Annotated in this window: 14 protein-coding genes; 9 read left to right on the top strand and 5 right to left on the bottom strand. The window is 33.2% G+C overall.

Features of this window, described 5'->3' with window-relative positions:
- Window positions 1–143 precede the first annotated feature (143 nt).
- The 5 genes from PQ463_RS11480 to PQ463_RS11460 all read right to left on the bottom strand — a co-directional run bounded on the left by PQ463_RS11480 (window position 144) and on the right by PQ463_RS11460 (window position 6,369).
- Complete coding sequence (locus tag PQ463_RS11480; protein WP_198856475.1) at window positions 144–1,325, bottom strand: thiolase family protein; 1,182 nt, start codon at window positions 1,323–1,325, stop codon at window positions 144–146.
- A gap of 105 nt (window positions 1,326–1,430) precedes the next feature.
- Window positions 1,431–3,821, bottom strand: a complete 2,391-nt coding sequence (locus PQ463_RS11475) for a 3-hydroxyacyl-CoA dehydrogenase/enoyl-CoA hydratase family protein (protein ID WP_274253821.1) — start codon at window positions 3,819–3,821, stop codon at window positions 1,431–1,433.
- A 48-nt stretch (window positions 3,822–3,869) separates the two neighbouring features.
- Complete coding sequence (locus PQ463_RS11470; RefSeq protein ID WP_274253820.1) at window positions 3,870–4,328, bottom strand: MarR family winged helix-turn-helix transcriptional regulator; 459 nt, start codon at window positions 4,326–4,328, stop codon at window positions 3,870–3,872.
- 221 nt (window positions 4,329–4,549) lie between these two features.
- Window positions 4,550–5,587, bottom strand: coding sequence for a helix-turn-helix transcriptional regulator (locus PQ463_RS11465; protein ID WP_274253819.1), 1,038 nt, complete (start codon window positions 5,585–5,587; stop codon window positions 4,550–4,552).
- A gap of 134 nt (window positions 5,588–5,721) precedes the next feature.
- Entirely contained in the window at window positions 5,722–6,369 is a 648-nt protein-coding gene (locus tag PQ463_RS11460) for an HD domain-containing protein (RefSeq protein ID WP_274253818.1), read from the bottom strand.
- A gap of 122 nt (window positions 6,370–6,491) precedes the next feature.
- On the opposite strand from PQ463_RS11460, the gene PQ463_RS11455 reads away from it, so the two are divergent.
- From PQ463_RS11455 to PQ463_RS11415, 9 genes are all read left to right on the top strand, one after another.
- Entirely contained in the window at window positions 6,492–8,009 is a 1,518-nt protein-coding gene (locus tag PQ463_RS11455) for a TROVE domain-containing protein (RefSeq protein WP_274253817.1), read from the top strand.
- Window positions 8,010–9,008: 999 nt separating this feature from the next.
- Window positions 9,009–10,430 carry an RtcB family protein gene (locus PQ463_RS11450; RefSeq protein WP_274253816.1) on the top strand — a complete coding sequence of 474 codons (1,422 nt, stop codon included), beginning with the start codon at window positions 9,009–9,011 and terminating at the stop codon, window positions 10,428–10,430.
- 633 nt (window positions 10,431–11,063) lie between these two features.
- Window positions 11,064–11,861 (top strand): TatD family hydrolase, encoded by a 798-nt coding sequence (locus tag PQ463_RS11445; RefSeq protein WP_274253815.1) that lies wholly within the window; start codon window positions 11,064–11,066, stop codon window positions 11,859–11,861.
- 178 nt (window positions 11,862–12,039) lie between these two features.
- Complete coding sequence (locus tag PQ463_RS11440; RefSeq protein ID WP_274253814.1) at window positions 12,040–15,960, top strand: YobI family P-loop NTPase; 3,921 nt, start codon at window positions 12,040–12,042, stop codon at window positions 15,958–15,960.
- Window positions 15,961–16,175: 215 nt separating this feature from the next.
- Window positions 16,176–16,457 (top strand): hypothetical protein, encoded by a 282-nt coding sequence (locus tag PQ463_RS11435; RefSeq protein WP_274253813.1) that lies wholly within the window; start codon window positions 16,176–16,178, stop codon window positions 16,455–16,457.
- A gap of 302 nt (window positions 16,458–16,759) precedes the next feature.
- The gene (locus PQ463_RS11430; RefSeq protein ID WP_274253812.1) at window positions 16,760–17,194 is read left to right on the top strand and encodes a hypothetical protein; all 435 of its coding nucleotides are present in this window, start codon (window positions 16,760–16,762) and stop codon (window positions 17,192–17,194) included.
- 130 nt (window positions 17,195–17,324) lie between these two features.
- A complete protein-coding gene (locus PQ463_RS11425; RefSeq protein WP_274253811.1) occupies window positions 17,325–22,397 on the top strand; it encodes a DUF4132 domain-containing protein in 5,073 nt (1,690 codons plus the stop codon).
- Window positions 22,398–23,655: 1,258 nt separating this feature from the next.
- The gene (locus PQ463_RS11420; RefSeq protein WP_111426411.1) at window positions 23,656–24,159 is read left to right on the top strand and encodes a hypothetical protein; all 504 of its coding nucleotides are present in this window, start codon (window positions 23,656–23,658) and stop codon (window positions 24,157–24,159) included.
- An 827-nt stretch (window positions 24,160–24,986) separates the two neighbouring features.
- Window positions 24,987–26,084, top strand: a complete 1,098-nt coding sequence (locus PQ463_RS11415; RefSeq protein ID WP_274253810.1) for a slipin family protein — start codon at window positions 24,987–24,989, stop codon at window positions 26,082–26,084.
- The last annotated feature ends 13 nt before the right edge of the window (window positions 26,085–26,097 follow it).

The following is a 26,097-nucleotide window of genomic DNA, read 5'->3' as shown; positions in this document are numbered from 1 at the left end:
ATGTTTTTTTTATATTTTGTTTTTGCTCAATCTTGTCATTGCGAGGAACGAAGCAACCACACTTGCTTTGCGCAATTGTTAGCGAGGTTGCTTCGTTCCTCGCAATGACCAAACTGGACGTATACTTTACTTAATACTACTTATTACAATACTTCGTAGACTCCAGCGCTTCCTTGCCCAGTCCCCACACACATCGAAACGATTCCGTATTTGTTACCTCTTCGTTTCATTTCATCGAATAACTGAACAGAAAGTTTAGCTCCTGTACATCCTAGAGGGTGACCTAAAGCGATTGCTCCACCGTTTACGTTTACGATTTCTGGATTTATATTTAATTCGCGAGTAACTGCTAAAGCTTGAGAAGCAAAAGCCTCGTTTAATTCAATTAATTCGATATCGTTTAATGTTAATCCCGCTTGTTTTAATGCTTTCGGAATAGCTTTTACAGGACCAATACCCATAATTCTTGGTTCAACACCAGAAGAAGCAAAATTTACCAAACGTGCAATTGGCTCAAGATTTAATTCTTTTACCATTTCTTCGCTCATGATTAGAACAAAAGCCGCACCGTCGCTCATTTGAGAAGAGTTACCAGCCGTTACACTTCCGTCAGCCGCAAAAACGGGTTTTAAACCTGCTAAAGCTTCTTTAGAAGTTCCTGCTCTTGGCCCTTCGTCTTTATTTACAACATATGATTTTGTTTCTTTTTTGCCATTTTCGTTGATGAAAGTCTGCTCAACAGTAATCGGAACGATTTGTTTGTCAAATTTTCCTTCAGCTTGAGCTTTCAAAGCTTTCATGTGAGAGTTGTATGCAAACTCGTCCTGATCTTCTCTAGAGATTTTGTATTGGTTCGCCACCGCTTCAGCAGTTAACCCCATTCCCCAGTAGTAATCTTCGTGACCTGCAGCAGCAACTTTATAATCTGGAGTTGGTTTGTAACCTCCCATCGGGATATAACTCATACTTTCTGCACCACCGGCAATGATACAATCTGCCATTCCTGATTGGATTTTAGCCGTCGCCATTCCGATAGTTTCTAATCCAGATGCGCAGTAACGGTTTACTGTAACACCAGGAACATCTTCCACTTTTAATCCCATTAAAGAGATCAAACGTCCAACGTTTAGACCTTGTTCTGCTTCCGGCATGGCATTTCCTACCATAACGTCGTCAATACGTTTTTTATCAAAATTAGGCAGTTCGTCCATCATAAACTGAATGGTTTCTGCAGCTAATTCGTCAGGTCTTTTAAATCTAAAAACACCTTTTGGAGCTTTTCCAACTGCTGTTCTATATGCTTTTACTATATATGCTGTTTTCATTTGTTTTTGTTTTTTTAAGATTTATTAGAAGAAAGAGGCAAGAGGTAAGAGAAAAGACAAAACTTTGTTTTGAAGTCTTGTTTCTTGCTTCTTTCATCTTATTCTCTAATTACGAAGCGGTTTTCCTTTAGTCAACATGTATTGAATTCTCTCTAAAGTCTTACGCTCTGTACATAAACTCAAGAAAGCTTCACGTTCGATATCTAATAAATATTGTTCAGATACTAAAGTTGCTTCAGATAAATCACCACCAGCCATTACATAAGCCAGTTTGTTAGCGATTTTCTTGTCGTGCTCAGAAATGTATTTTCCAGCTTGCATTTGATCTGTTCCAACTAAGAACATACCTAAAGCTTGTTTTCCTAGAACTTTAATATCGTTTCTTCTAATTGGCTGCGTATATCCAGCTTCAGCCATTAACAACGCATGTTTTTTAGCTTCAGCAATCTGACGATCTTTGTTTACTACGATAATGTCTTTTCCATGTTGAAGAAGTCCAGTATCAAAAGCCTCATAACCAGAAGTCGAAACTTTTGCCATTGCGATTGTCAAGAAATACTCTTGAAGAACGTTCAATTCCACATCATTTTTGCGGAATAAATCTGAAGCTCTTAAAGTCATTTCTTTAGAACCACCACCGCCAGGGATAACTCCAACACCAAATTCAACTAATCCCATGTATGTTTCTGCAGCAGCAACTACTTTATCAGCATGTAAGCTCATTTCGCATCCACCACCAAAAGTCATTCCGTGAGGCGCAACCACAACTGGAATAGAAGAGTAACGAACACGCATCATTGTATCTTGGAACAGTTTAATTGCCATGTTCAATTCATCGTATTCTTGCTCAACTGCCATCATGAAGATCATTCCGATATTAGCTCCAACAGAGAAATTCGCCGCTTGGTTACCAATAACTAAACCTTGATATTCTTTTTCAGATAAGTCGATTGCTTTATTGATAGCTTGTAGAACATCGCCACCAATTGTATTCATTTTAGATTGGAATTCTAAGTTTAAGATTCCGTCTCCTAAATCCTGAATAATTGCACCACTATTGCTCCAAACTTTTTTGCTTTCGCGAATGTTGTTCAGAATAATGAATGAATCTTGTCCAGGAACTTTTACTTGTGATTTTGTCGGAATGTTATAGAAATAAGTCGCTCCTTCTTTTACAGTATAAAAACTTTCGCTTCCAGAAGCCAACATTTCAGTAACCCATGCAGCAGGCTCTAAACCTTCCGCTTTCATGATTTCAATTCCTTTGGCAACACCAATAGCATCCCAGATTTCGAATGGACCATTTTCCCATCCAAAACCAGCTTTCATGGCATCGTCAATTTTGTATAATTCGTCTGAGATTTCTGGAACTCTGTTTGACACATAAGCAAACATTCCAGCGAAACTTTTACGGTAGAATTCTCCCGCTTTGTCTGTTCCTTTTACTAAAACTTTAAAACGATTGATTGGTTTATCAATAGTTTTTGTTAGCTCAAGAGTAGCAAAATTTGCTTTTTTTGCAGCGCGGTATTCTAATGTATTTAAGTCTAAAGAAAGAATATCTTTATCTACTTTTTTGTAGAAACCTTGTCCAGTTTTGCTTCCTAACCAATTATTTTCCATCATTTTGTTGATGAAATCAGGAAGTTTGAACAATTCGTGTTGTTCGTCGTTAGGGCAGTTTTCGTAAATACCGTTGGCAACGTGTACCAAAGTATCCAATCCAACAACGTCAACAGTACGGAAAGTAGCCGATTTTGGACGACCGATAACCGGACCAGTCAATTTATCAACTTCTTCAATTGTTAATCCCATTTCTTTTACCAAGTGGAATAAACTTTGGATTCCGTAAATCCCAATTCTGTTTCCAATAAACGCCGGAGTATCTTTAGCGACAACCGAAGTTTTTCCTAAGAATTTAGATCCGTATTCGTTTAAGAAATCCAATACTTCAGTAGAAGTTTTTGGACCAGGAATAATTTCAAATAATTTTAAGTAACGCGCAGGGTTAAAAAAGTGAGTTCCGCAGAAGTGTTGTTGGAAATCTTCGCTTCTTCCTTCACTCATAAAGTGAATTGGAATACCAGAAGTGTTTGAAGTAACTAAAGTTCCAGGTTTACGGAATTTCTCGATTTGTTCAAAAACTAATTTCTTAATGTCTAAACGCTCAACAACAACCTCGATAATCCAGTCAACATTAGCAATTTTTGCCATATCATCTGTTGTATTTCCAGTCGTGATTCTGTTTGCGAATTTCTGACTGTAAATAGGAGATGGTTTTGATTTTAATGAATTCGCCAAATGTTCGTTTACCACACGGTTGCGAACGGCTTTACTTTCAAGTGTTAATCCTTTTTTAGCTTCAGCTTCGGTCAGTTCACGCGGTACAATGTCCAGAAGTAAAACTTCGACACCAATGTTAGCAAAATGACAAGCTATACCTGAACCCATAATTCCGGATCCAATTACAGCAACTTTTTTAATTGTGCGTTTCATATTTGTTATTATTTGTTTTTTTTACAGAATCAGGACAATCAAAATTGATTACTTTTCTTCTGTGTTTTCTGTTTGATTAAATATGTTTTTATCGTGAATCAGTTCATTGATGATTTCAGAAACCTCGATAAAATGATTCAGTTTTTCTTCTGAAACATGTTTTCTAACCGTTTCATTAAATTTCAGAACTGTATTTTTAGATAAATCTCTTTTTTCTTTACCAAAGTCGGTTAGATAGATTAAAACACCTCTTCCGTCACTTGGGTTTTTTTTGCGAACAATTAAACCTTTTTCTTCCATAGATTTTAAGGTTCTTGTTAAGCTGGTGGCTTCCATTCCCATTCTTGGGCCAAGAGCCGTTGACGGAGTTCCTTCTTCCTTGTCCATACTTAAAAGAGCAAACCCTGTCGCCATTGTTGCATCATATTTAGCAGCTTCTTCATTATACATTCTTGAAACAGCTTGCCATGTCGCTCTTAAAATATAATCTATCGTTTTGTCTTTCATAGGTAACTATATCGATTTCAAATATAATTAAAAAATACTATGCATGCATATAATTTTTTAATAATTTTTTGGTTAGTTATAAAATATCCCTGATTTAGAGGGTTTTGGTTGTTTATTTTAAGTGTAATATACTATTCTTTTTTTAGATTTTAACATTTTTAATGCTGTAAAAATCCTTTTTTAGTTTTTAAAACGCATTTAATTCTGTATTCTGTAAAAAATTATGCATTTATTTCAGTTGGTTGTTCTGAATCATAGCGTGAAATAGCGTCTTGAAGAGTCTTTTTCATACGATTTCTCAGACCTTCTGGCTTTAAAATCTCCAAACAGCTTCCAAACCCTAACAGAAGACGTTCCATTTCATAATTTGGTATTACATATATATGTATAATAACACTTCCGTCTTCATTTTGCTTAATTATGCGCTGAGAAGTATGCAACGGTTTTGTAAGTACATAAGGTGCGTTTGAAGCATCCACCCATAATTCAATTCGTCTCGGTTGTAAGCCTGAATTTACAGTTACGCCAATTACATCCTTATAATAAATGTCGGCATCAAAATCTTCTTCTATATAAGGTAGATTAAAATCATAATCAATCGAAATAATTCTGTCTAAAGCCAAATTGGTAATCGGCTGTGAGGCTTTTTTCTTTCCAATTAAAAACCAACGGTTGTTGAATTCCTTTAATATAAAAGGATGAAAATGAAATTTGGTTTCTTCTCGCGATTTAAACGATTTATAGGTAATTATCAAAACCATCTTTTTAATAATCGCCTGATAAATTTCATCTAAATAATGAAGCCCTTTTAGGTTTTCGTTTTTATCCAAATAAATAACAGGTTTGGTATGCGATTTCTCGGCGTAGATTTTATCTTCCAAACGCTGCAGAATATCTGATACATCATTAAATAAAGAGAAATCTTTAAACTGTTTCAGCATCGAAACTGTTTCAGTTAAAACATTCATATCTGTTTCCGTCAGGGGAATATCGGTTATCGAAAAATCTTCATCTTCATATTTATAATACTTTTTATCGTAAACTACGATTGGCGCATTATAACCCAATTTTTCGCTTCGCATCAATTGAATATCCATTTGAATGGTTCGTTTGCTAATTGGGTTTTGGCGTCCTTCGTATTCAGATAAAGCCTCAGAACATTCTTCGATTAAATCTTCGAGTGTCCATTGCCTATATTTGTTCTGAAGGCATTTATCTATGGTTTTGTATCGGATTAAGGCGTTTTTGTTTTGTGACATTTTTGTATTTTTTAAACGTAGAGACGCAATTCATTGCGTCTAAACATTGTGAATATTCGTTGTGGATAATCATTGGCTGTGCGATCTAACACATTGTGGATATATTCGTTGTGTAGACGCAATGAATTGCGTCTCTACATTAATAATGAAATCTCTTTTTCAATATTAATTCTTGCTTTTTCTTCGTATAAATTTCTGAATTCATCCGTCTGAAAAATAAACTCATTCTCCAAAAAATGCTTCAACGCTTTTGCACGTCCAGGTTTGTATAGAAAATCAGGATAGATGCGGTATTCTTTTCTAATTTGTTCAAAATAGATTTTATAATCTTCCCAATCTTTGGCTAGAATTTTCAAATCAAAATCGATTAACCAATTAATATCTTCAATTGCATTTTGTTGATGTTGCTGTGTTGCGCAGATCGCGTCAAAAACCAAGTGACGATCAAATTCCGAAAACCCGACAGGTTTTAAAAACCTGTCGGGTTTAACATCTGTAAAAATAGACAAAGCATATTCGGCACTTTTAAGTTCGTTATCTTTTTTGGAAGCCGAATACACAAAATCATGATAGAAAATCGAAAATAATATTTCGTTTGGATTTTGAAGTTTATCACGATACGTTTCAAAACTGGCAATCATTTCTTTTAAATGCGTGAGATTGTGATAATGCCTTAATTTTTTGGAATATGCCTTTTCTAAATCCAACCAGTTTTGCTGAATTTCATTTGCTGAAAAGCCAATATTAGAGAGCAATTCAGAATAGATTTTCTCTAAATTCATCTTGTTTTTTACTCAAATTTAAAATTCTTTTTTTACTGCGCAAAATAATTGCGTAGTAGTTTTGAAATCTTTGCTCAAGAAATAAAACAATAACCATTGTCTAATTTTAAAAACCAGAAATTATGAAATTCAATTTTTTAGCAAAAGAGAAAAACAATATAGTTAATCACGAAAATGCACCGGCTTTTTCTTTAACATCAGAATACGAATTATACGCGGCAGTTGTAACAACAAGCTTAAGTGCTTCATTTTATGAAAAAGATACAACTCGTTTAGAGCGAATCAAAAACTTGATTAAAAAATGTAATCCAGTATTTGTTGCAAAATTGGCAGTTTATGCACGTAATGAAATGCATATGCGTTCAGTGCCATTAGTTTTGGTTGTAGAATTGGCTAAAATTTATTCTGGCGATTCATTAATCAGTAAAATGATAATCAATGTAATTCAGCGTGCAGATGAAATCACAGAATTATTGGCTTATTATCAAATGGCAAACGAACGTAATGGCGTTAAGAAATTAAACCGTTTATCAAAACAAATCCAAAAAGGTTTAGCGGTTTCATTCAATAAATTTGACGAATACCAGTTTGCCAAATACAATCGCGATGGTGCGGTGAAATTAAAAGATGCTTTGTTTTTGGTTCACCCAAAAGCAAAAGACGAAGCGCAACAAACCATTTTTAATAAAGTTGTGAGTAACACTTTGCAAACGCCATATACTTGGGAAACTGAGTTGTCGCAATTAGGTCAAATAAAGTTTTATAACGAATTTGAAAAACAAAAAGCATTTACTCAAAAATGGGAGGAATTGATTGATAGCGGTAAAATAGGTTACATGGCTTTGTTGCGTAACTTACGAAATATCTTAGAAGCGAATGTTTCTGGTTTTCATATCCAAAAAGTATGCGATTATCTTTCTAACGAAAAAGCAGTAGCAAACTCAAAACAATTGCCTTTCCGATTTTTAGCCGCTTATCGTGAAGTGAAAGATTTGAATTTCAAATACACTTCAATGGTTTTAGATGCCTTAGAAGATGCTGTTATGGCGAGTTCACAAAACATAAAAGGTTTTGATGTAAATACATCAGTTGTAATTGCTTGTGACGTTTCGGGTTCAATGCAACAGCCAATTTCACCAAAAAGTAAAGTATTGCTTTATGATATCGGTTTGATGTTGGGGATGTTAATGCAAAGCCGTTGTAAAAATGTGGTAAGCGGTATGTTTGGTGATCGTTGGAAAATAATCAATATGCCAAAACGAAGCATATTGGCCAACGTCAACGAATATTACAAACGCGAAGGTGAAGTAGGTTACGCTACAAACGGTCATTTGGTTTTGGAAGATTTAATCAGCCGAAAAGAAATTGTAGACAAAGTAATGTTGTTTACAGACGTTCAAATGTGGAATAACGCGTACACAAAAGACTCATTTGCAAATTCATGGAATCGATACAAAAGTATCGCACCAAATGCAAAATTATATTTGTTTGATTTGGCTGGTTACGGTCAGTCACCAATAAACATCGAAAAAAACGATGTATATTTAATAGCCGGTTGGTCAGATAAAGTGTTTGATGTTTTGAATGCTTTAGACGATAAAAGCAGCGCTTTGAATTACATTAATCGAATAGAATTGTAAACTTTCAATCTACTGCGCAAAATAATTGCGCAGTATGATTTGAATATTTGTAAAAGAAATAAGTTCATTGAAAATAGAATAAAAAACAAGTGTCGTAGATAAGTGTTACTTCGCTGTTAACGACGTGGTCGCGGGTTCGAGCCCCGCCACTTCCGCAAGAAAAAAAATATAAAAGGAAGTGTAGCTCAGTGGTAGAGCACGTAAATTTCACTTATCGTTTGTTGCCTTGTTTTAAAAATAAAAAAGAATGTCGTAAATAAGAGTTACTTCGTCTCAAATTTGGGGAGGAATAGCGAAGTTGTAAAATCAGCAAGGTTATCCAGTTCGACTCTGGCAAGACAAGCCCCGTTTCTCTTATTGCTTTTTACTTCTTTTTAAAAACTGAAAAATGTCGTGTATGAGAGCTACTTCGTTTAGGTTGAATATTAACTCTTATAAATTATTACTTTTTCAAAAAATAAGATGCCGTCTATTAAGCGCTACTTCGCGGCATGATAATATTAGGTTCGAATCCTAAAAGTCGCTTATAGAATATTGCTCTTAAAAAAAGAGTGTCGTCAGGAAATGGTTACTTCGTTCCAAGAAAATTAGACCATTCCTAAGTGTTACCTCTTTTAAAAATTAAAAAATGAATGTTGAAAACATCAATTAAATAAAATTAAAGACACAGCTTGTCATTTCGAGGAACGAGACTCGAGCGATAGCGAACAGGCGAAGCAAATTTCCACGAGAAGCTCGACAAAGATTGGTGATTTTGATTGCGGAGTTACTTGCGAAGATTTGCTTCGCCTGTTCACTATCGCTCGAGTCTCCTTATGTCGAAATGACAAACAGCGTGTTAATTACTTTAAATAAAAACTTTGCGTCTTAGCGACTTTGCGAGAAATATGTCTTCGCTGAGCAAAAAAAAATAGAAAAAACTACGTAAAATAAATGCGAAGCAGTAAGAAACCTTTGCACCTATGAACCTCAGGACCTTTGCCCCTTAAAAAAGAAAAAATGAAAACACAAATAAACGGTACAGATATATTAGAATTAGGATTCCCAGAAGGAAAAATAATCGGAATCGCCTTAAAAATAAACAGCAAACGAAACGGATTCACAAGAGACGAAATGATTGCAAATTTCAAAAACGTCTTAGAAGCTCCAGAAAACTATATAGACGATAAAATCTTCAGCAAACTAGCTGTGGCTTTAATCGAAAAATCGAATGAAAAACCAGAAGATTTCATTGCTTTAAATCAAACTCCGAATGCGTATTCGGCTTACGGATTAGATCATATCGAAGACGGAGCCAGAAAACAGATGGAAGTTGCCATGAAGCTTCCTGTGACAGTTGCCGGAGCTTTAATGCCAGACGCGCACCAAGGTTACGGATTACCGATTGGCGGAGTTTTAGCCACAAAAAATGCCATTATTCCGTATGGTGTTGGGGTTGATATTGGGTGTAGAATGGCATTGTCGGTTTATGATATTCCCGAAGATTTTTACTTTGAAAACGAAGCTAAATTCAAAAGAGAATTAATAGCGAATTCTATTTTTGGAGCGGGCCACGGATTTCACGGTCAATACAAATCAGATCATGCGGTTTTGGAGAATGAAACGTTCAATATGAATCCGTTTGTGAAGAACTTGAAAGATAAAGCCTGGTCACAATTAGGATCTTCGGGTGGTGGAAATCATTTTGTGGAGTTCGGAATCATGGAATTTGCGCAAGACGATGCCGTTTTAAATATTCCAAAAGGAAAATACGTCGCTTTGTTAACGCATTCCGGTTCACGCGGAATGGGAGCAACTATTGCGGGACATTATACTAAAATCGCCAAAGACGAATGTAAACTTCCAGAAGTAGCCAAAAACTTAGCGTATCTGGATATGAATTCGCAATTAGGACAAGAATACTGGCTGGCGATGAATTTGGCGGGAGATTACGCTTCGGCTTGTCACGAGATTATCCATAACAAAATGGAACGCGCTCTAGGTGCAACTATTTTAGCCAAAGTCGAAAACCACCATAATTTCGCCTGGAAAGAAATCTGGAACGGCGAAGAAGTGATTGTACATAGAAAAGGAGCAACCCCAGCCGGAAAAGGCGTTATGGGAATCATTCCGGGAAGTATGACCGCACCGGGATTTTTGGTGAGAGGAAAAGGCGAGGAGAACGCCATTAATTCGGCTTCGCATGGAGCAGGAAGACAAATGAGCAGAACTCAAGCCATAAAAAACATTACACAAACCGAAATGAAATCCATCCTGAGAGATCATGGCGTTACGCTTATCGGAGCAGGTCTAGACGAAGCCCCAATGGCGTATAAAGATATCAATCAGGTCATGGAAGCGCAGCAGGATTTGGTGGATGTGGTAGCGAAGTTTACGCCTAAACTGGTTAGAATGGCAGATGATGGAAGTCGTGAGGACTAGTGGTCAGTGATCAGTTTTTTAGTGTTCAGTCTCGGTCACAGTTTTCAGTGTAGAGGCGCACTGCAGTGCGTCTAACGCCCAGTTTGTCATCCTGAGGAACGAAGGATCACACAAGAGACTCTACAAAGATTGGCGATTCTCTTTGAGGAATATTGGATGTGATCCTTCGTTCCTCAGGATGACAAACTGTGTGATTAAAGATTTTTTCACGCTCCCGATAGCTATCGGGATTGCAGATTCAGCAGATTTTAAAATAATCCTTTTAATCTTAATAATCTGTGGCTAAAAAAACTTAGCGACTCTGCTCCCTATAGCTATCGGGATTGCGAGATTAAAAAAATAATAACCAACACAAAGAATAAAAAAAACTTTGTGTCTTAGTGCCTTAGTGGCAAAAAACAAAAAGAATTTTTTCACGCAGATTTCGCAGATTATGCAGATTTTTTTTAATCCTTTTAATCTTAATAATCTGTGACAAAAAAAACTTTGCGACTCCGCGACTTTGCGAGATTAAAAAACAAAAACTTAGCGTCCTAGTGCCTTAGTGGCAAAAAATAAAAAATAATTTAAGGCAACAGAGAGAAAAAAAACTTAGAATCTTAGCCTCTAAGAACCTTAGCAACTTTAAAAAAAATGAATTACATAGATATCGGAATTAATTTAACCAACAAACAATTCCAAAACGACATAGACGATGTCGTACAAGACGCGCTCGATGCCGATGTATCGCAAATGATACTCACAGGCACCAGCGTACGAAATAGCGAAGAATCTGCTAAGATTGCGCGACAATACCCAGGCGTGTTGTACGCTACGGCGGGAATACATCCGCATGATGCGAAGAGTTTTGATGCGCAGAGTATTTCGAAACTTAGGAAATTATTAGAACTGAAACATGTAGTTTCGGTTGGCGAATGCGGACTCGATTTTGATCGTGACTTTTCGCCCCGAAACAAACAGGAAGAATGTTATAAAGCCCAATTAGAATTGGCGATTGAAGTACAGAAACCTTTGTTTTTGCACGAAAGAAGCGCTTTCAATTCTTTTATGAATATTACCAAAGACTATTTACCGCAATTGCCAAAAGCCGTTGTGCATTGTTTTACGGGAACGTTGCAAGAAGCCAAAACCTATCTCGATAATGGATTTTATCTGGGTTTTACGGGAGCGATTTCAGATGCCAAACGTTTCAGTCATTTAAAAGAAGTCATTCAGTACGTACCGCTCGACCGAATGATGATTGAAACCGATGCGCCGTTTATGCTTCCTAAAAATGTCCCGAACAGCCTCTTGAAGAAATACCACGAACGCCGTTGCGAACCTGCTTTTCTGCCGTATGTTGCTGGAACAATTGCACAGTTTAAAGGAATTACTTTAGCTAAAGTAGTGGAGGAAACGACTAGGAATTCTAAAAGCTTTTTTGGGATTTAAGTTTTAATTATCAGATTATTTGTTGGCTTTTAAATCAGGGGTTTGTACTTGGTTTGAAGGCTTTTTGTTTATATATATTTGAAAATTCACAAGATTAAAATTAGTGAGGAAAACCGTAAGATTAAATCTTATATAATTAATAACTTTCGCTGTTCTAAATTTAAATAAACGCTTATCTATGAAAGAATACATAAACTCAAATATCTTAGTTTTATTAGCTATCCTAATAATTATGTGGTCTTTTAAGAGAAGTAAAAAGTTCTTAATAGATAAATTTGAAATGTTAAAAGAGTTTTTAATTAAGTGTTTACAGATACTGTTTAAAAATACTATTGATTATCTAACTAAAGTTGAAATTATCTTATATAAAGATAATCCAGTCACAAATCAATTGTCACTTGAAGATTTGACTGCAAATTTGCCTAATGAAACAAGAAACAATCAGATAAATAAATATCTTGATGCTTTATCTTTTGCAATACATAATGAAAATGTAACAAATATTGCGTTAACTGGTGGGTTTGGAACTGGTAAAAGCACAATCATTAACGAATTTTGTAAAAGAAATAGAGGTAATGAATATTTACATATTTCCCTAGCAAGTTTTAAAGATGATAAATCGGACGAAAAATTAATAGAAACGAGTATAGTTCAGCAAATTCTTTATTATGAGAAAAAAATAAAAATAAAAGAATCTTCATATAAAAGAATTGATTTTACTAAGCCTTTTCGAAAATTAATTTTCATATGCTTACTGACATTGTGGTTCTATTCTTTAATTTTTTTATTTTTTGAAGGGATTAATAAAAAGCTTATTCTCTTTAAAGGAATTAGCACAAATACAGAATTTATACAATTATTTTTTATTACTGGAGTATTTTATATTTTTTATAAATCATTTGATAAAATAAAGAATTTAAAACTCTCAAAATTAACTCCTAACACTCTTGAAATAGTTAATGAAAAAACAGATAAAGATCTTTCTGTTTTTAATAGAAACATCGATGAAATAATTTACTTCTTTGAAAAAACTAATACGAATATTGTTATTGTTGAAGATATTGATAGATTTAGTGATGATGTAGCTATCAAATTATATTCTAAAATTAGAGAACTTTCTATTTTAATTAAACAGTCTAAGGATGTTATTCAGCCAGTTAAGTTTATTTATTCAGTAAAAGATGAATTAATTTTAGAAGATAAGACAAAGTTTTTTGATATAATTGTTCCTGTTATACCAATTACTGATTATAGTAATTCAAAAAATATGTTTCTTTTAAAATTAGAAAGCTTTTTTGAAAAGGAAAAGAATGAAAGTGAGGTTGTCATAGAAAATAAAAGTTTTTTAGATAAAAATTTCATTTCCGAAGTTTCTAATTACGTGTATGACATGCGTACAGTTATCAATATTTGTAATGAATTTAAATTGTACAATGAGATTTTAATTATTGATAAACCTAGTATTGATAAAAATAAGCTCTTTGCAATTATATTTTACAAAAACATATTTCCAGATGATTTTGCGAGAATTCAAAAAAATGAATCGAAACTGCATCGAATTTTTAAAAAAGATTTTAAAAAAGACAAAGATTTGGAAAAAATTATTGTGGAAATTGACGATCAGTTGAAAGCTAAAATTGAAGAAAAGAATGAATTGGAAAAATTATTGAGTAAACAAGTTTTGAGAGATGTAAACGAGCTAAGAAAAATTTATATTTTTAATTTGATGGTGTTAATTGAAGAAAAACATTTGCAAAAAATTATAGATATAGAGGGGATGAAGTTGAGTGATAACCTGATTGCTGATGAAAATTTCGAAAAAATAAAGGAATCTCGTAATATTAAGTTCAGTTATGATTATGTTAGAAATCACAACTCAGGTATTTCTTTTAAAGATGTTGAAGATGAAATGGATAGTGAATTAACATATAATAAAAGGGTAAAGCTGATTAATGATTTTCATGAAAATAAAATAGCTTTATTAGAAAGAAAAATTCTTTTTTTAAATAATGAAAAGCAAAATATTAAAAATTTAAGTTTATTTGAATTATGTGAAAATTATAATGAAGGAGTTGATCACTTTTTAGAACTAGTTTATTCATCTAAAATATATAGAAATGTTGATGGTAAAGAATTTACTGAAAATAAAGTAAATCCTAACATTAGTTTATTTAAATATCTATTCAAAAATGATTATTTAAATGAAGATTTTATAGAATACGTCTCATACTTTCATCCAGGTTCACTATCTTCCAGTGATCATAAATTGATGATGAAAATAAACCAAAATGAAACTACCTCTTTTGAAGAGAAAATTGAAGATGTAGAGAATTTGGTAAAGAACATAAGAGATATAAGATTTAAAAATAAATCTATATTAATTTATGACATTTTACAATTTTTATTAAAAGAATGCCAAAACCCTAATTTAAGAAATGAAAAACTTGATTTTGTTTTGGATCAGATAAAAAATTATCATGATGAAAGTGTTTACTTTATTGAAAGTTTTTTAAAAAAAATAAGCAATGATAATGTTACTCTGACTAATTTTTATTTTGAAATAACTAAATGGGATAAATTCTGGCATTTTGTAGAAACAAAATTTTCTGAAGATTTAAGAAGAATTATTCTGCTTGATTTAATTCAATTATTTTCAGATGAAATTGGCAATAGGACTTTGATCAAGTTGAATAAAAATAAAGGATTAACAAATTTTATTAGTTTAGATAAGGATTTACTTAAAGATGCATTTGAAAGAATAAATACAGATCATCTTATAAAAACTTTACAGGTTTTACAGGTTCAATTTACTTCAATAACTTATTCTGAAAAAATTAAAAACTTATTATTAAAAGTTTACCAGCACGATTTGTATCAAATTAATATTGATAATTTAAATCTTTTTTCTAAAATAGATAAAAAGTATAATTATGATGCGAACAAGTTTTTTTATTCAAATTTTGGGTTTTTAAAATCTAATGAAACATCAAATTTATATATAAGAATAAATAAAAATTTAAAAGAATATGTAGAAAATGTTTATTTAGCTATTGAAGAAAATGTAAATGAAAAAGCTGATGATGTTTTGTACTTGCTAGAGCAAAATGATAAAATACTAGATTTAGAAAATAAAATAAAAATAATACAAAAAGGATTTACAGACAAATTAAATTCTTTTGATAGTATTCCTGTAAAAGAAATTCAAACATTATTAATTCAGAGAAATAAAATTTTCTCTTCTTGGGAAAATATTTTAGAATATTATAGTTGGGAAAGTTTGATTGATTCAGATTTGATTACTTTCTTAAATGATAGTGATAACTATACAAAAATATCAGTATTAGGTATTTATGAAAAAGAAGATGTTTTATTTGGTGAAAATAATTCATGTGACGATTTTATTTATGAACTTATAAACGATGAAAATCTTTCGCAGGATTCTTTTGAAGCAATCTTTGCGGAATCAGGAGAATTGGTTTTAAAATCAAATCGAATAAATATAGATTCTAGAATTTCATTTTTGGAAGAAAGAGTTTTTTTCGTGCTTGACGTAGAAGAGTTCGATTCATTATTTAAAAATAATAGAGATGTTTTAGTCAAATTAATTATCTCATATGAAGATAGTTTTATTTCAGAGCTAGGTAATTATAGTTTTGATATTGAATTTTTGGAACAATTGATTGATTCTGAATTAAGTATTGAATCTTTAGATAAAATTATTATTGAAAAAGAAGTAGAAATAATTAAAAGCGAAAATTTAGAATTTTTGCAAAAAATAGCTGAATTTTATTTAAAAAATAAATCTTTGAATTTAAGTTCAACATTATTTAAAAAACTTATCGCAGTTGATTTTGAAGAATCTTATAAAATTAGTTTATTTAATTTAGCTTTTTCTGATGAAAATAATGAATATGATATTTGTGATTTGTTAGAAAAAATGGGAGATAAATTTGTTGATATTGTAAATGATGTAAAAGTATCTTTTGATTTAAATGAAGAAAATGAAAGATTTCTTAAAATTTTAGAAGAGTACAGTATCATTTCAAAATTTACTAGAAGTAAAGCTAAAGGAATATTGAATGTTTTTTATGAAGTTTAATTTTTTTTGTACGTTTTTTCTTTCTTTTCAAATAAAAGCTTATATTTGTCTTGTCAAAATAAATCTAGGATTATATCCTGAAAACTTAATATAAGTTAATAATAAGCGAATCCCTCATTCACGTTGAAGGTGCTAGTGATAGCCCTAACGCATTTCCTAGAGATGTTTTGACACAACCGAAAATGAGGGATTTTGTGCGTTTAAAATTTTCCGTTATGTCAAAAGAAAATCAAAAACCAACACATCGTGATGTAGTGCCATCCGTAATCAATTTCCTTTCAGACGAATTGTTTGAGGGAGATTACAAAGAACAGCCCATGTATTTGCAGGAAATCTTCGAGCTATTAATGCATACAGAGTTTGGCGACGATATCAATTTAAGGCAAAAAATACTGAGCTGTTTAAGAACCAGCCGAAATCTGGCAGAAACCTTATCGCCATTTTCAGAGAAGCAGATTTATAAGGCTTGTAGTAGCAATCGTAAATTAACCCAATAAAAACTCAAATCCCGACAATGTCTATTTGTCGGGATTTTTTTTAGTATCAGTCTTTATGAAAGTCCGTGCAATGAGACGCGGATAAAACAGATTTACTTCGTAAAAACGCAGATTAAAACGGATTACTTAAGAATAAATAAAAAATCTGTTTTTAATCCGCGTCTTCGCGTTAGCGAATCCGTATAATCCGCGTCCTCAATGCGTTTTCTAGGTAGATTTTTTTAACATTAAAAAGACATTATTTTAAGCAAAAATCGCTTTAAAAATCTTACATTACGGCTCCAAAATAAAAGCCCGTAAAGATGAATATAAGCATCTCAGTTAAACAATTAGGAAAAAAACATCCGCTCCTTCAGGAAAAAAGTATCGCTCTCGATATAGAAAATCCTGTCATTAGTACACAAAAACTCATAGAATCGATTGTTGATCATCAAGTTCAATTGTTCCGTTCTTCATCCTTTGAGTTTGAAGACGAAGACAAAATCCATCTTCCCAAAGAAAATTATTTACCCATTCTTACCGATACCGGAAAAGTTGGTTTTGGCGCGCTGTACAATCACAATCAAGTAGATTTGGCCAAAGCGCAGGAAAATGCCATTGTAGCTTTCGAAGATGGTTTGTACGCTGTTTTCTATGGAGACGATGAGCTGGAAACGTTAACCGAACAAATCGATTTATCTCAAAATAAAAACCTCACTTTTATCAGGCTGACTTTCTTGGCGGGAAGCTATTGGTAATTTATAATTGTTAATTGTTAATGGTGAATTGTTAATGTTGTGCTTTTTGTTGAAAAACAAATCACATTTTGCTTTTCACATCCCAACAAATAATCTAAAATCTACAGTCTAAAATCTAAAATAAACAATCATGACGATAGAAGATCTTTTAAAAAGTAAAGTAATCGAAAATCCAATTAAGAGATTTAAAAAAGAACTGGAAGAAATTGTAAACAGTAATCTGCTTTCTAAATTACTTTCTGGAAAAAAACTGAAAAAAGAAGTGGCGGAGTTTGGTCTGGAACTCTTGAAACTTCAGGACAATTATTACAGCAATTATATTTCGCTTGGTTCTAAAGAAGCCGAAAAGTTTGCCGCTTTGGTAAAAGAGAATATCTGGGAAGATAAAAACTATTACGACTTGCTGCTTTACTTTTTTGGAGAAGAAACCGCCGCATTCGTAAAAGAAGCTTGGAACAGATTGCCGCAAAAAATGTATCAGAACGGGTATACACGAAGAGCTTTTAGAGCGCCTAATCATAAAAGTTATCTGTTGGTCAATCAGATCAATTTTCTGCGTTCTTTGCTAAACGGACCTTACAAATATAATTATCAGGACAGCAGTACTTTTTATTATGATTTGAGTATTGAAGATGAAATTCGTTACGATACCGAGATTTCAAATTCTATTAATAAATTCATGGTTTGGTCTTCAGCGTTGGATTCTGGTAAAGAAGGACTTTTTCAATTGTTTGAAGACATTATTTTCAATAAAGACACACACGGAAAAGTGTCTAGAAATATCATCAAAGCACTTTTAAATAGCGAAAAACAGCAGCATTGGGAGTTGGTAGAAAAACTGCTTTTGGCGGCGCAGCGTCAAGAAGGTTTGCGCCAGACGATTCTGGAGGCTTTAGACGAAACTAGCATTGGCGCTTTGCAATATATGATTAAAGTGCTAATTGATAATAAACTGACTCGTTTTTCATCGGTTGTAAGAGCCATCGATACGTGGACAGGTTTGGGCTGGGATTCTGAAAAAGAAACTACAGTTCGTAATATTATCGAGTTGGCTTCGGGTTATTTTACCAAACCAGAAACGATTCCGAATGGCGTAAAAAGCAAAAATAATAACGAAGTCTATATGGCGCTTTGGGTTCAAGGTGTTTTGGATGTCGAGAAAACAGTTCCGTATCTACATGAATTATTAGAAAAAGGTTCGGCTGAAAAGAAATCGTTGGCATTAAAATTTGCAGGAGAAACCAACGATCCTTATATCGAAATGCCTCTTTATTTTAAAGCTTTAGAAGATGAGAATCTGCAGATTTTAGCCTTTGCAGTTCCGAGAATGAATGCTTTGTTGGAAGCCAATACAAAATCGAAATTCTATATCGAAAATGCAGATTATCCGAACTTTTTTGATAAAGTTTACAATCTTGCACAAAGCATTACTGAGAAAGAAAAAACTTTTGAAGGGAAAGTGTTTTCGTGGTTAAATGTAAAGTTCGAAAGAGATACGCTTTATGCCGCAGCGATTAATTTGGTTGGCGATAACAACGAAAGATTGGAAGCGGTTTTACAGCATTTTGAAGGTTTCTCGATCAACTTAAGAGAGAAACTGACGAGAAATTTATTGGGAAGTTTTTATCACTATTCGTATTATAGTTTAAAGGAAAATACTCTGCAAGGAATGAAGACGCCATCTGACTTTCAAAGAAATTTTGCCTTGCGTATTTTAAAAGATAGAGGCGAATCTCTTGTAGCTTCGGCGATTTGTGTTTTAAAAAATTTGAGTTTAACCGAAGATGAATTAGCTGTTTTTCAGGAATTATTTAAACGTAAAAATTCTAATTTAAAAAAGAATCTAACAGCAATTCTAATCAAACAAGAAGATCAGAAAGTAGTCAATTTTGTTAATCAGACCATAGAAAAAGGAGATTTAGAACAGCGTATGTCTATGCTGGACGTAATGCTTCAGCTTCAGAAAAACAATAAACTGACAGATAAGGTTAATGATTGGGTAAAAGATTATCTGCAAAGACCAAAAATTACCGAGAAAGAAACCAAATTTATTGAGCAGTTAGAACCTTCAAAAAAACAAGACCTTTTAAGCGCAGAAAACGGTTACGGATTTTTTACGCCAAACGAAATTTCTGCTTATGAACTTCCTAAAGTAGGAGCAGATTCTTTGTATGCAAAAGCGGTAAAAGAACATCAGTATGGTTTCTCCAAATCGATGTCGCATATTAAAGACGAAATTGCGAAGCTTTATAAATTGTTTGAAGAAAACAGAAATTACGAATACGAAACTGAAAATTACGATAATAGCAAATCGACTGTTTTATTAGGAAACTCTTTTAGACCATTAAAAAATCTAAAAGACGAAAAGAATTCCGAATTGGCAGCGACTAATTATCCGTTGTATGAAGTTTGGGAAGAATGGTTTACCAAATCAGGTCTTGCCAATAGAGATTTGTTTTTAATGACGCTAGTAAGCAATTGCGATCGAAAAATATGGAGAGATTTTCTAGAAAAGCATGTTTTTTATTATAAAGAGCTGCTGCCTCACCAAAATAAAAGAGGTTACGATTGGGACAATGCAATTTTGAATATTCTGAATGCATTGCAGATTAAATATGTTTTTAATGAAAAGGCTGATTTCTTAATCGACGCTTGTAGTGCATTATATGCCGATCTTCCGGAATCTGTAATAGAATTTGAGTATAAGCCTGCTAAAGATGAGTATTATTACAATAACAACAACGGAAATGGCTGGCAGAGTCAAGGATTTTTTGATATTTATCTGAACAAAATTGGTTTACTTGATTTAACAGAAGAACAAAATGCTAAAGTCTGGAATCTATATAGATGGAGACAATTAAACGGTTTAGAAAAAAACAGATCTTTTGCCAAACCGCCAATTCATTTGTATTGCGTTGCGTTTGAGCAAAAAATAATTACCGAAGGTGAATTGTACGAGGGAATTTTAGAACCAGAAAGAATTTCTGTTTTAACCAGCGAGAAGAAACATTACAGACATTTTGGAAGCGAAGATTTAATTAAAAAGTTTCCATTCTTAGTTCCGATGATTGATAAAATCAGAGAGACGTTTTTGGATGTTGAGGTTAAGAGAGGAGATTCTAATACTACGGTTACACATCTGGTTCAGAGTTTCCAGAAGATTTTTGGAGCAAACCGCTTAGTCGAATTGATTACAGCGCTTGGAAAAGCAAGTTTGTACAAAGGTTATATTTATTCGTGGAGCTATACTGATTTAACGAAACAGAAATTATTTAGTTTCTTGTTGAAAAGATGTTATCCGTTAGAAACTGATACGCAGGAAAGTTTTAATGCTTTAATTAAAAAAGCTAAAATCTCTGAAGAGAGACTGATTCAGACTGCTATTTATGCGCCTCAATGGCAAAAGTTTATCAGCAGTTATTTGGATTGGAATGGTCTGGATGAAGGAATTTGGTGGTTTCATGCGCACACCAAAACGGCTTCTTACAGTGCTACAAATTCAGAATTAGAAAGTGAAGCGGCGAGATTTTCGACTTTAGATTTGCAAGATTTTAAAGATGGTGCTGTAGATAAAGATTGGTTTATATCGGCTTACAAAAAATTAGGAAAAGCCAAATGGGAACTTTTATACGAATCTGCGAAATACGTAACAGACGGAAATGGTCACAGACGTGCCAGATTGTACGCTGATACGATTACAGGAGATCTAAAAATTAGAGAAGTTACTGCCAAAGTAAAAGATAAACGTGACCAAGATTATTTAAGAGTTTATGGGTTGGTGCCTTTAAGTAAAGCAAGTCCAGAAAAAGATATTTTGGCGCGTTACGAATATTTACAGCAGTTTAAAAAAGAAAGCAAAGAGTTTGGCTCGATGAAACAGGCGAGCGAAGCTTTGGCGATTCGTGTGGCATTGGAAAATTTGGCAAGAAATGCGGGTTATCCAGATCCTGTTCGTTTGACTTGGGCAATGGAAACCAAACAAGTTCAGAATATTTTATCAAAAGAAACCGAAGTGGTTTTAGAAGATGTAACCATAAGTTTGGTGATCAATAATGAAGGAAAAGCTGATTTGGTTACGTATAAAGCAGGAAAGGAATTAAAATCGATTCCGCCGAAATACAAAAAAGACAAAGGTATTCTAGAACTGACGAATTACCGAAAAACCATGCGAGAGCAATGGACTCGTTCAAGAAAAGGCTTGGAAGAAAGTATGATTCGTGGTGATGAGTTTTTATTCGCAGAAATGCAAAATCTTTTCGAGCATCCAATTATTTCAAAACATCTAGAGAAATTGGTCTTTATTTCTAATGACAATCAGATTGGTTTTTATGTCGATGGAAGTTTAGTTACCGGTTTAGGAGAAATGATTTCGTTAAACGAAAAGCAGACTTTTAGAATTGCACACTGTTTCGATTTGCATAAAAATAATGTTTGGACAGATTACCAGAAATATTGTTTTGATAATAAATTACAGCAACCTTTTAAACAGATTTTTAGAGAATTGTATGTTCCAACGCCGGGTGAATTGAAAGAGAAATCGGTTTCAAGACGTTATGCAGGGCATCAAGTTCAGCCGAATCAAACTTTGGCTTTATTGAAAACAAGAGGCTGGAAAGTAGATTACGAAGAAGGATTGCAGAAAGTTTTCCATAAAGAAGGATATCAGGTAAAAATGTATGCAATGGCAGATTGGTTTTCTCCAGCAGATGTTGAGAGTCCGACTTTAGAAACGATCGAATTCCATTCATTAAAAGATTATAAAAACATTGCTTTTGAAGATATCAATCCAAGGATTTTTTCAGAAGTAATGCGCGATATTGATTTGGTGGTAAGCGTTGCCCATGTTGGCGGCGTAGATCCAGAAGCAAGTCATTCTTCTATCGAAATGAGAGCCGTATTGTTAAGGGAAACGTTGCGTTTGTTCAAAGTGAAGAATGTAGAAATTACAGGAAACCATGCCATCATAAAAGGACAATTGGCAGAATACAGCGTTCATTTAGGAAGTGCGGTTGTGCATCAGATGCCAGGTAAATATTTATCGATATTGCCAATTCATTCGCAACACAGAGGGCGTTTATTCCTTCCATTTGCAGATGACGATCCGAAATCGGCTGAGGTTATGTCTAAAGTTTTATTGTTTGCTAAAGACAATGAAATTCAAGATCCAACTATTTTGAGTCAGATTGATAAGACGTATGCATAATTAGATATTTTTGAACCTGACAGGTTTTTAAAACCTGTCAGGTTTGGTCTTTGCAAAAGGCAATTTGCGAGAAATGCTTTTGTTATAAAAATTATATTTTAAGTATATTTTGTTAAATTAATCTAAAATATACTACATTTGTATCTGTAATTAATAATAGAAAAATATATATGAAACTTTCAATAAGCACATTTTTTGAACCTTTAGCCGGAGATTCTTCAGCTGAAAGCTCAGGATGCATATATATTTTTATGAAATTGTAAGATAGAAATTAGAGTCAAACTCGTCATAAAATAGAAAAGCGTCCTCATTTGAGGACGCTTTTTTTGCTTTTAGAGTAATTTGAATTTGCTGATGATATTAAAAAAGATGTTTCGACTTCGCTCAACATGACAAGAAAATGATAGAAAAACAAACCAGAACTAAAAAAACTAAAAAAATATTTAGCCAAAATGTTTAATGATTAATAAAAATAGAAAGATATAGTCTTGGAAAGTAATCTAATGAGTAACAGTCATTTGATACAAAATGAAGATCTGCACTAGTTTGCGGACAGGAATTTCTTTGTCTTTATTTTTAGTTTAACTAACTGATAATCAGAAAATTATTCTTAAAAATATTTGGAAATATGATTTTTTCCATCATATCTTTGCCGAACAAAATTGAAACAAAGCGTTTCAGAAAACAACAACAACAACAACAACAATTATAAAAAACAAATAAAATGAGTTTTAAATTATACATACACAACCCAGGATTAGTAGCCGCGATTTCGGATCGTGAATGCTTTTACATGTCGGTGCATCAATATAGGCAATAGGATAGTTATATCGTATTTGTTATAGAAGCACCTTTAATTGGGTGCTTTTTTTTTGTCCTAGGGACAAAGGAATAAAGGGAAAGAGGAGCAAAGGTTTAAAAAAGCTTAGGAGCTTAACATCTTAGTGCCTCAGAAACTTAAAAAGAAGTTTAACAATAAAAAATTTAAGGATGAATCAAGAAATAGGATTTGCGTCGGGCCATAGTGGTCAAACAGACAAACTGGAGTCAAGTGAACCGTCATTTGCCTCAATTAAAAAGAAAGATTTGGAACTGATTAACCTATGGAAAGAAAAGGTGCGTTTTAAGGAAATTATATATATCATTTAGAGATTTTTCTCTGGTAAAGCAATGGTGCTTTTGAACTTATGTGATATTGGATTTCTTAGAAAAGCCTTCGATTTCCTGAGATTCCCAAGAATTACAAAATCAAAATACCATGCAAAACAATACATTACAACAATATAAAAAAGCAATTAGAAAAAAATACGAAATAGAAAAAGAAGGCAAATACTTTGATTATTTGTACAAGCCTTCTCGTGGAAAACTTCGTGATTTGTGCTGGCTAATTTTCGAAAACAACCCAACAAAGGATGACTTGAACGTTTTCAGCAACCTATTGGGCTTAGATTTCGATCATAGCAAAAAGAATAAGTTTAAGGAGAAAAAAGATAAGTTCAGACCTATCGAAACTTTCTTCAAGGGAGAAACAGATCCGTCAAACATTGATGCTATAAACATGGCAGCTATTTTGGTAGATTTTGAACCACGTCCTTTTAAAAAGTTCTACGAAATGTCTAAAACTGAAGAAATAAAACCAGTTAAACGGATTGAGAAAGCTAAAGCAGTTTTTGAAAAAAAGAAATCTGCTAAAAAGGAGAAGCATGAAAAAAAGTCTAAGAAAAGAAGTTTCTTTCTAGATTTTAAAAGCATGTTCTTCTAAAAACAAGAGATATTCGGTAGAGACGCACAGCAGTGCGTCTATCACCGAGTAATGCAAATCTACCCGAATTTAGTTTTTTATTTTCTACGCAAAATAATTGCGCAGTTCGATTTGAATATTTGTTCAAGAAATAAAACAAGTTCTTTTATAAAATGAAATGTATCAAAGTTTCGGCTTTGGTTAAAAATATCAAACAAGTCCAGTTGCGTGTTTCTGTATAGCACCATTGTAGAGAACTTTCCGCGAAAGCGAATTATGTTTTTCTATGCAACTTGATTTGGAGGTTTTGGTGGTTTTCCAAAAAATTATCACACGATCTATTTGTCGTGGGTTCGATTCCCATCCGTAGTAATGCGGTAACTCAGTTGGTTAGAGTAATAGAATGTTTATGCAGGTTCGAATCCTGCACCGAACACGTTTCGGTTGGACGAATCCGGTAAGTCAACAGACTGAAAATCTGTAAACAGTAGAGACCATCACTCTTAAAAAGATGACCATTAGAAAAAACTGATTTGTCTTTGTCAGTGAAACTAGGATTTTAGAATCTGATGCTTCACACTCTGATAAAGCCAGTGCGAATCGCAATGTGTTTTGAAAAGTTTGTTTTCTTTTTGATTTGATTGTTAAGAGAATTTGGGGATTCTCTCAATAAAATAGAATCAGAAACAATTCAGGTAGACAAATAACAAACTATTCGTCCGTTTTTCTTAGAGGAGAAAGGCAAAGAGGTTTTTTTATTAAGAAGAAAATAGAAAAAAGAGAATAGAGTATAGAGGTTTTAAAGATTTTTGAACATGAAACTTTAAACTTTAAACAAAAAAAATATTATGATAAAAAGAATTAAAATCGAAACTTACCAAGTAGGCTTGGTGTTCGAAAATAGAAAATTAGAAAAAGTATTAAAAGAAGGATTACACTGGATTTTTGGAAACAAAAACATTATGATTTACGATCTAAACGGATCTTTTCAGGCTCCTTTTGAGTTGGATATTTTATTGCAAAATGAAGTATTGGCATCTCTTTTGGAAGTTGTTGAGGTTGCCGATAACGAAATTGTATTACAATTTGTAAAAGGAAATTTCAAAGAAGTTTTAACGCCAGGGAAATATGCTTTTTGGAAAGGAGTTGTAAAAAATGAATTCATTAAAGCAGATTTGTCTAAGATTGAAATCACAGAAAATATTCCAGTAAACTTATTGGAAAATGTTAAGATGAGATACTTCACAAGAAAATTCATTGTGGCAAGCAATGACAAAGCTTTGTTATTTGTGAATGGAACTTTTGTGAAAGAATTGAAATCTGGGACACATTATTTCTGGAATAACGTCATTACAATCGAAGTGAAAACTGTTGATACAAGACAGCAGCAATTAGAAATTTCTGGTCAGGAATTGTTGACTAAAGATAAAGCAGGATTAAGAATCAATTTCTTTGTGAGATACCAAGTGGTTGATATTATGAAAGCTTTGATAGAAAACAAGGACTTTGAAAAGCAGCTGTATGTAGCAATGCAATTGGCTTTGAGAGCTTTTATTGGAGGTTTGACCTTGGATGAATTGTTAAACAAAAAAGATGCTATTGCTGAGGAAATTTTAGCAGAAGTGGCTTCAAAAATCGAAAACTTAGGTTTAAAAACTTCAGACGCTGGAATTAGAGATGTAATTCTTCCAGGAGATATGAAAGAGATTATGAATCAGGTTTTGGTTGCTGAGAAAAAAGCACAGGCCAACAGCATCATGAGAAGAGAAGAAACGGCTGCAACAAGAAGTTTGCTAAACACAGCTAAGCTGATGGAGGAAAACGAAATGTTGTGGAAGTTGAAAGAGATGGAGTACGTTGAAAAAATCGCAGACAAGATTGGTGAAATAACCATTTCTGGTGGCGGAAACGTAATTGGTCAATTGAAGGAAATCTTCGTGAAATAAAATCTCTTTATAA

The organism is Flavobacterium sp. KACC 22763, assembly GCF_028736155.1.
Lineage (GTDB): Bacteria > Bacteroidota > Bacteroidia > Flavobacteriales > Flavobacteriaceae > Flavobacterium.
This window is presented reverse-complemented; position numbering and strand designations above follow the sequence as displayed.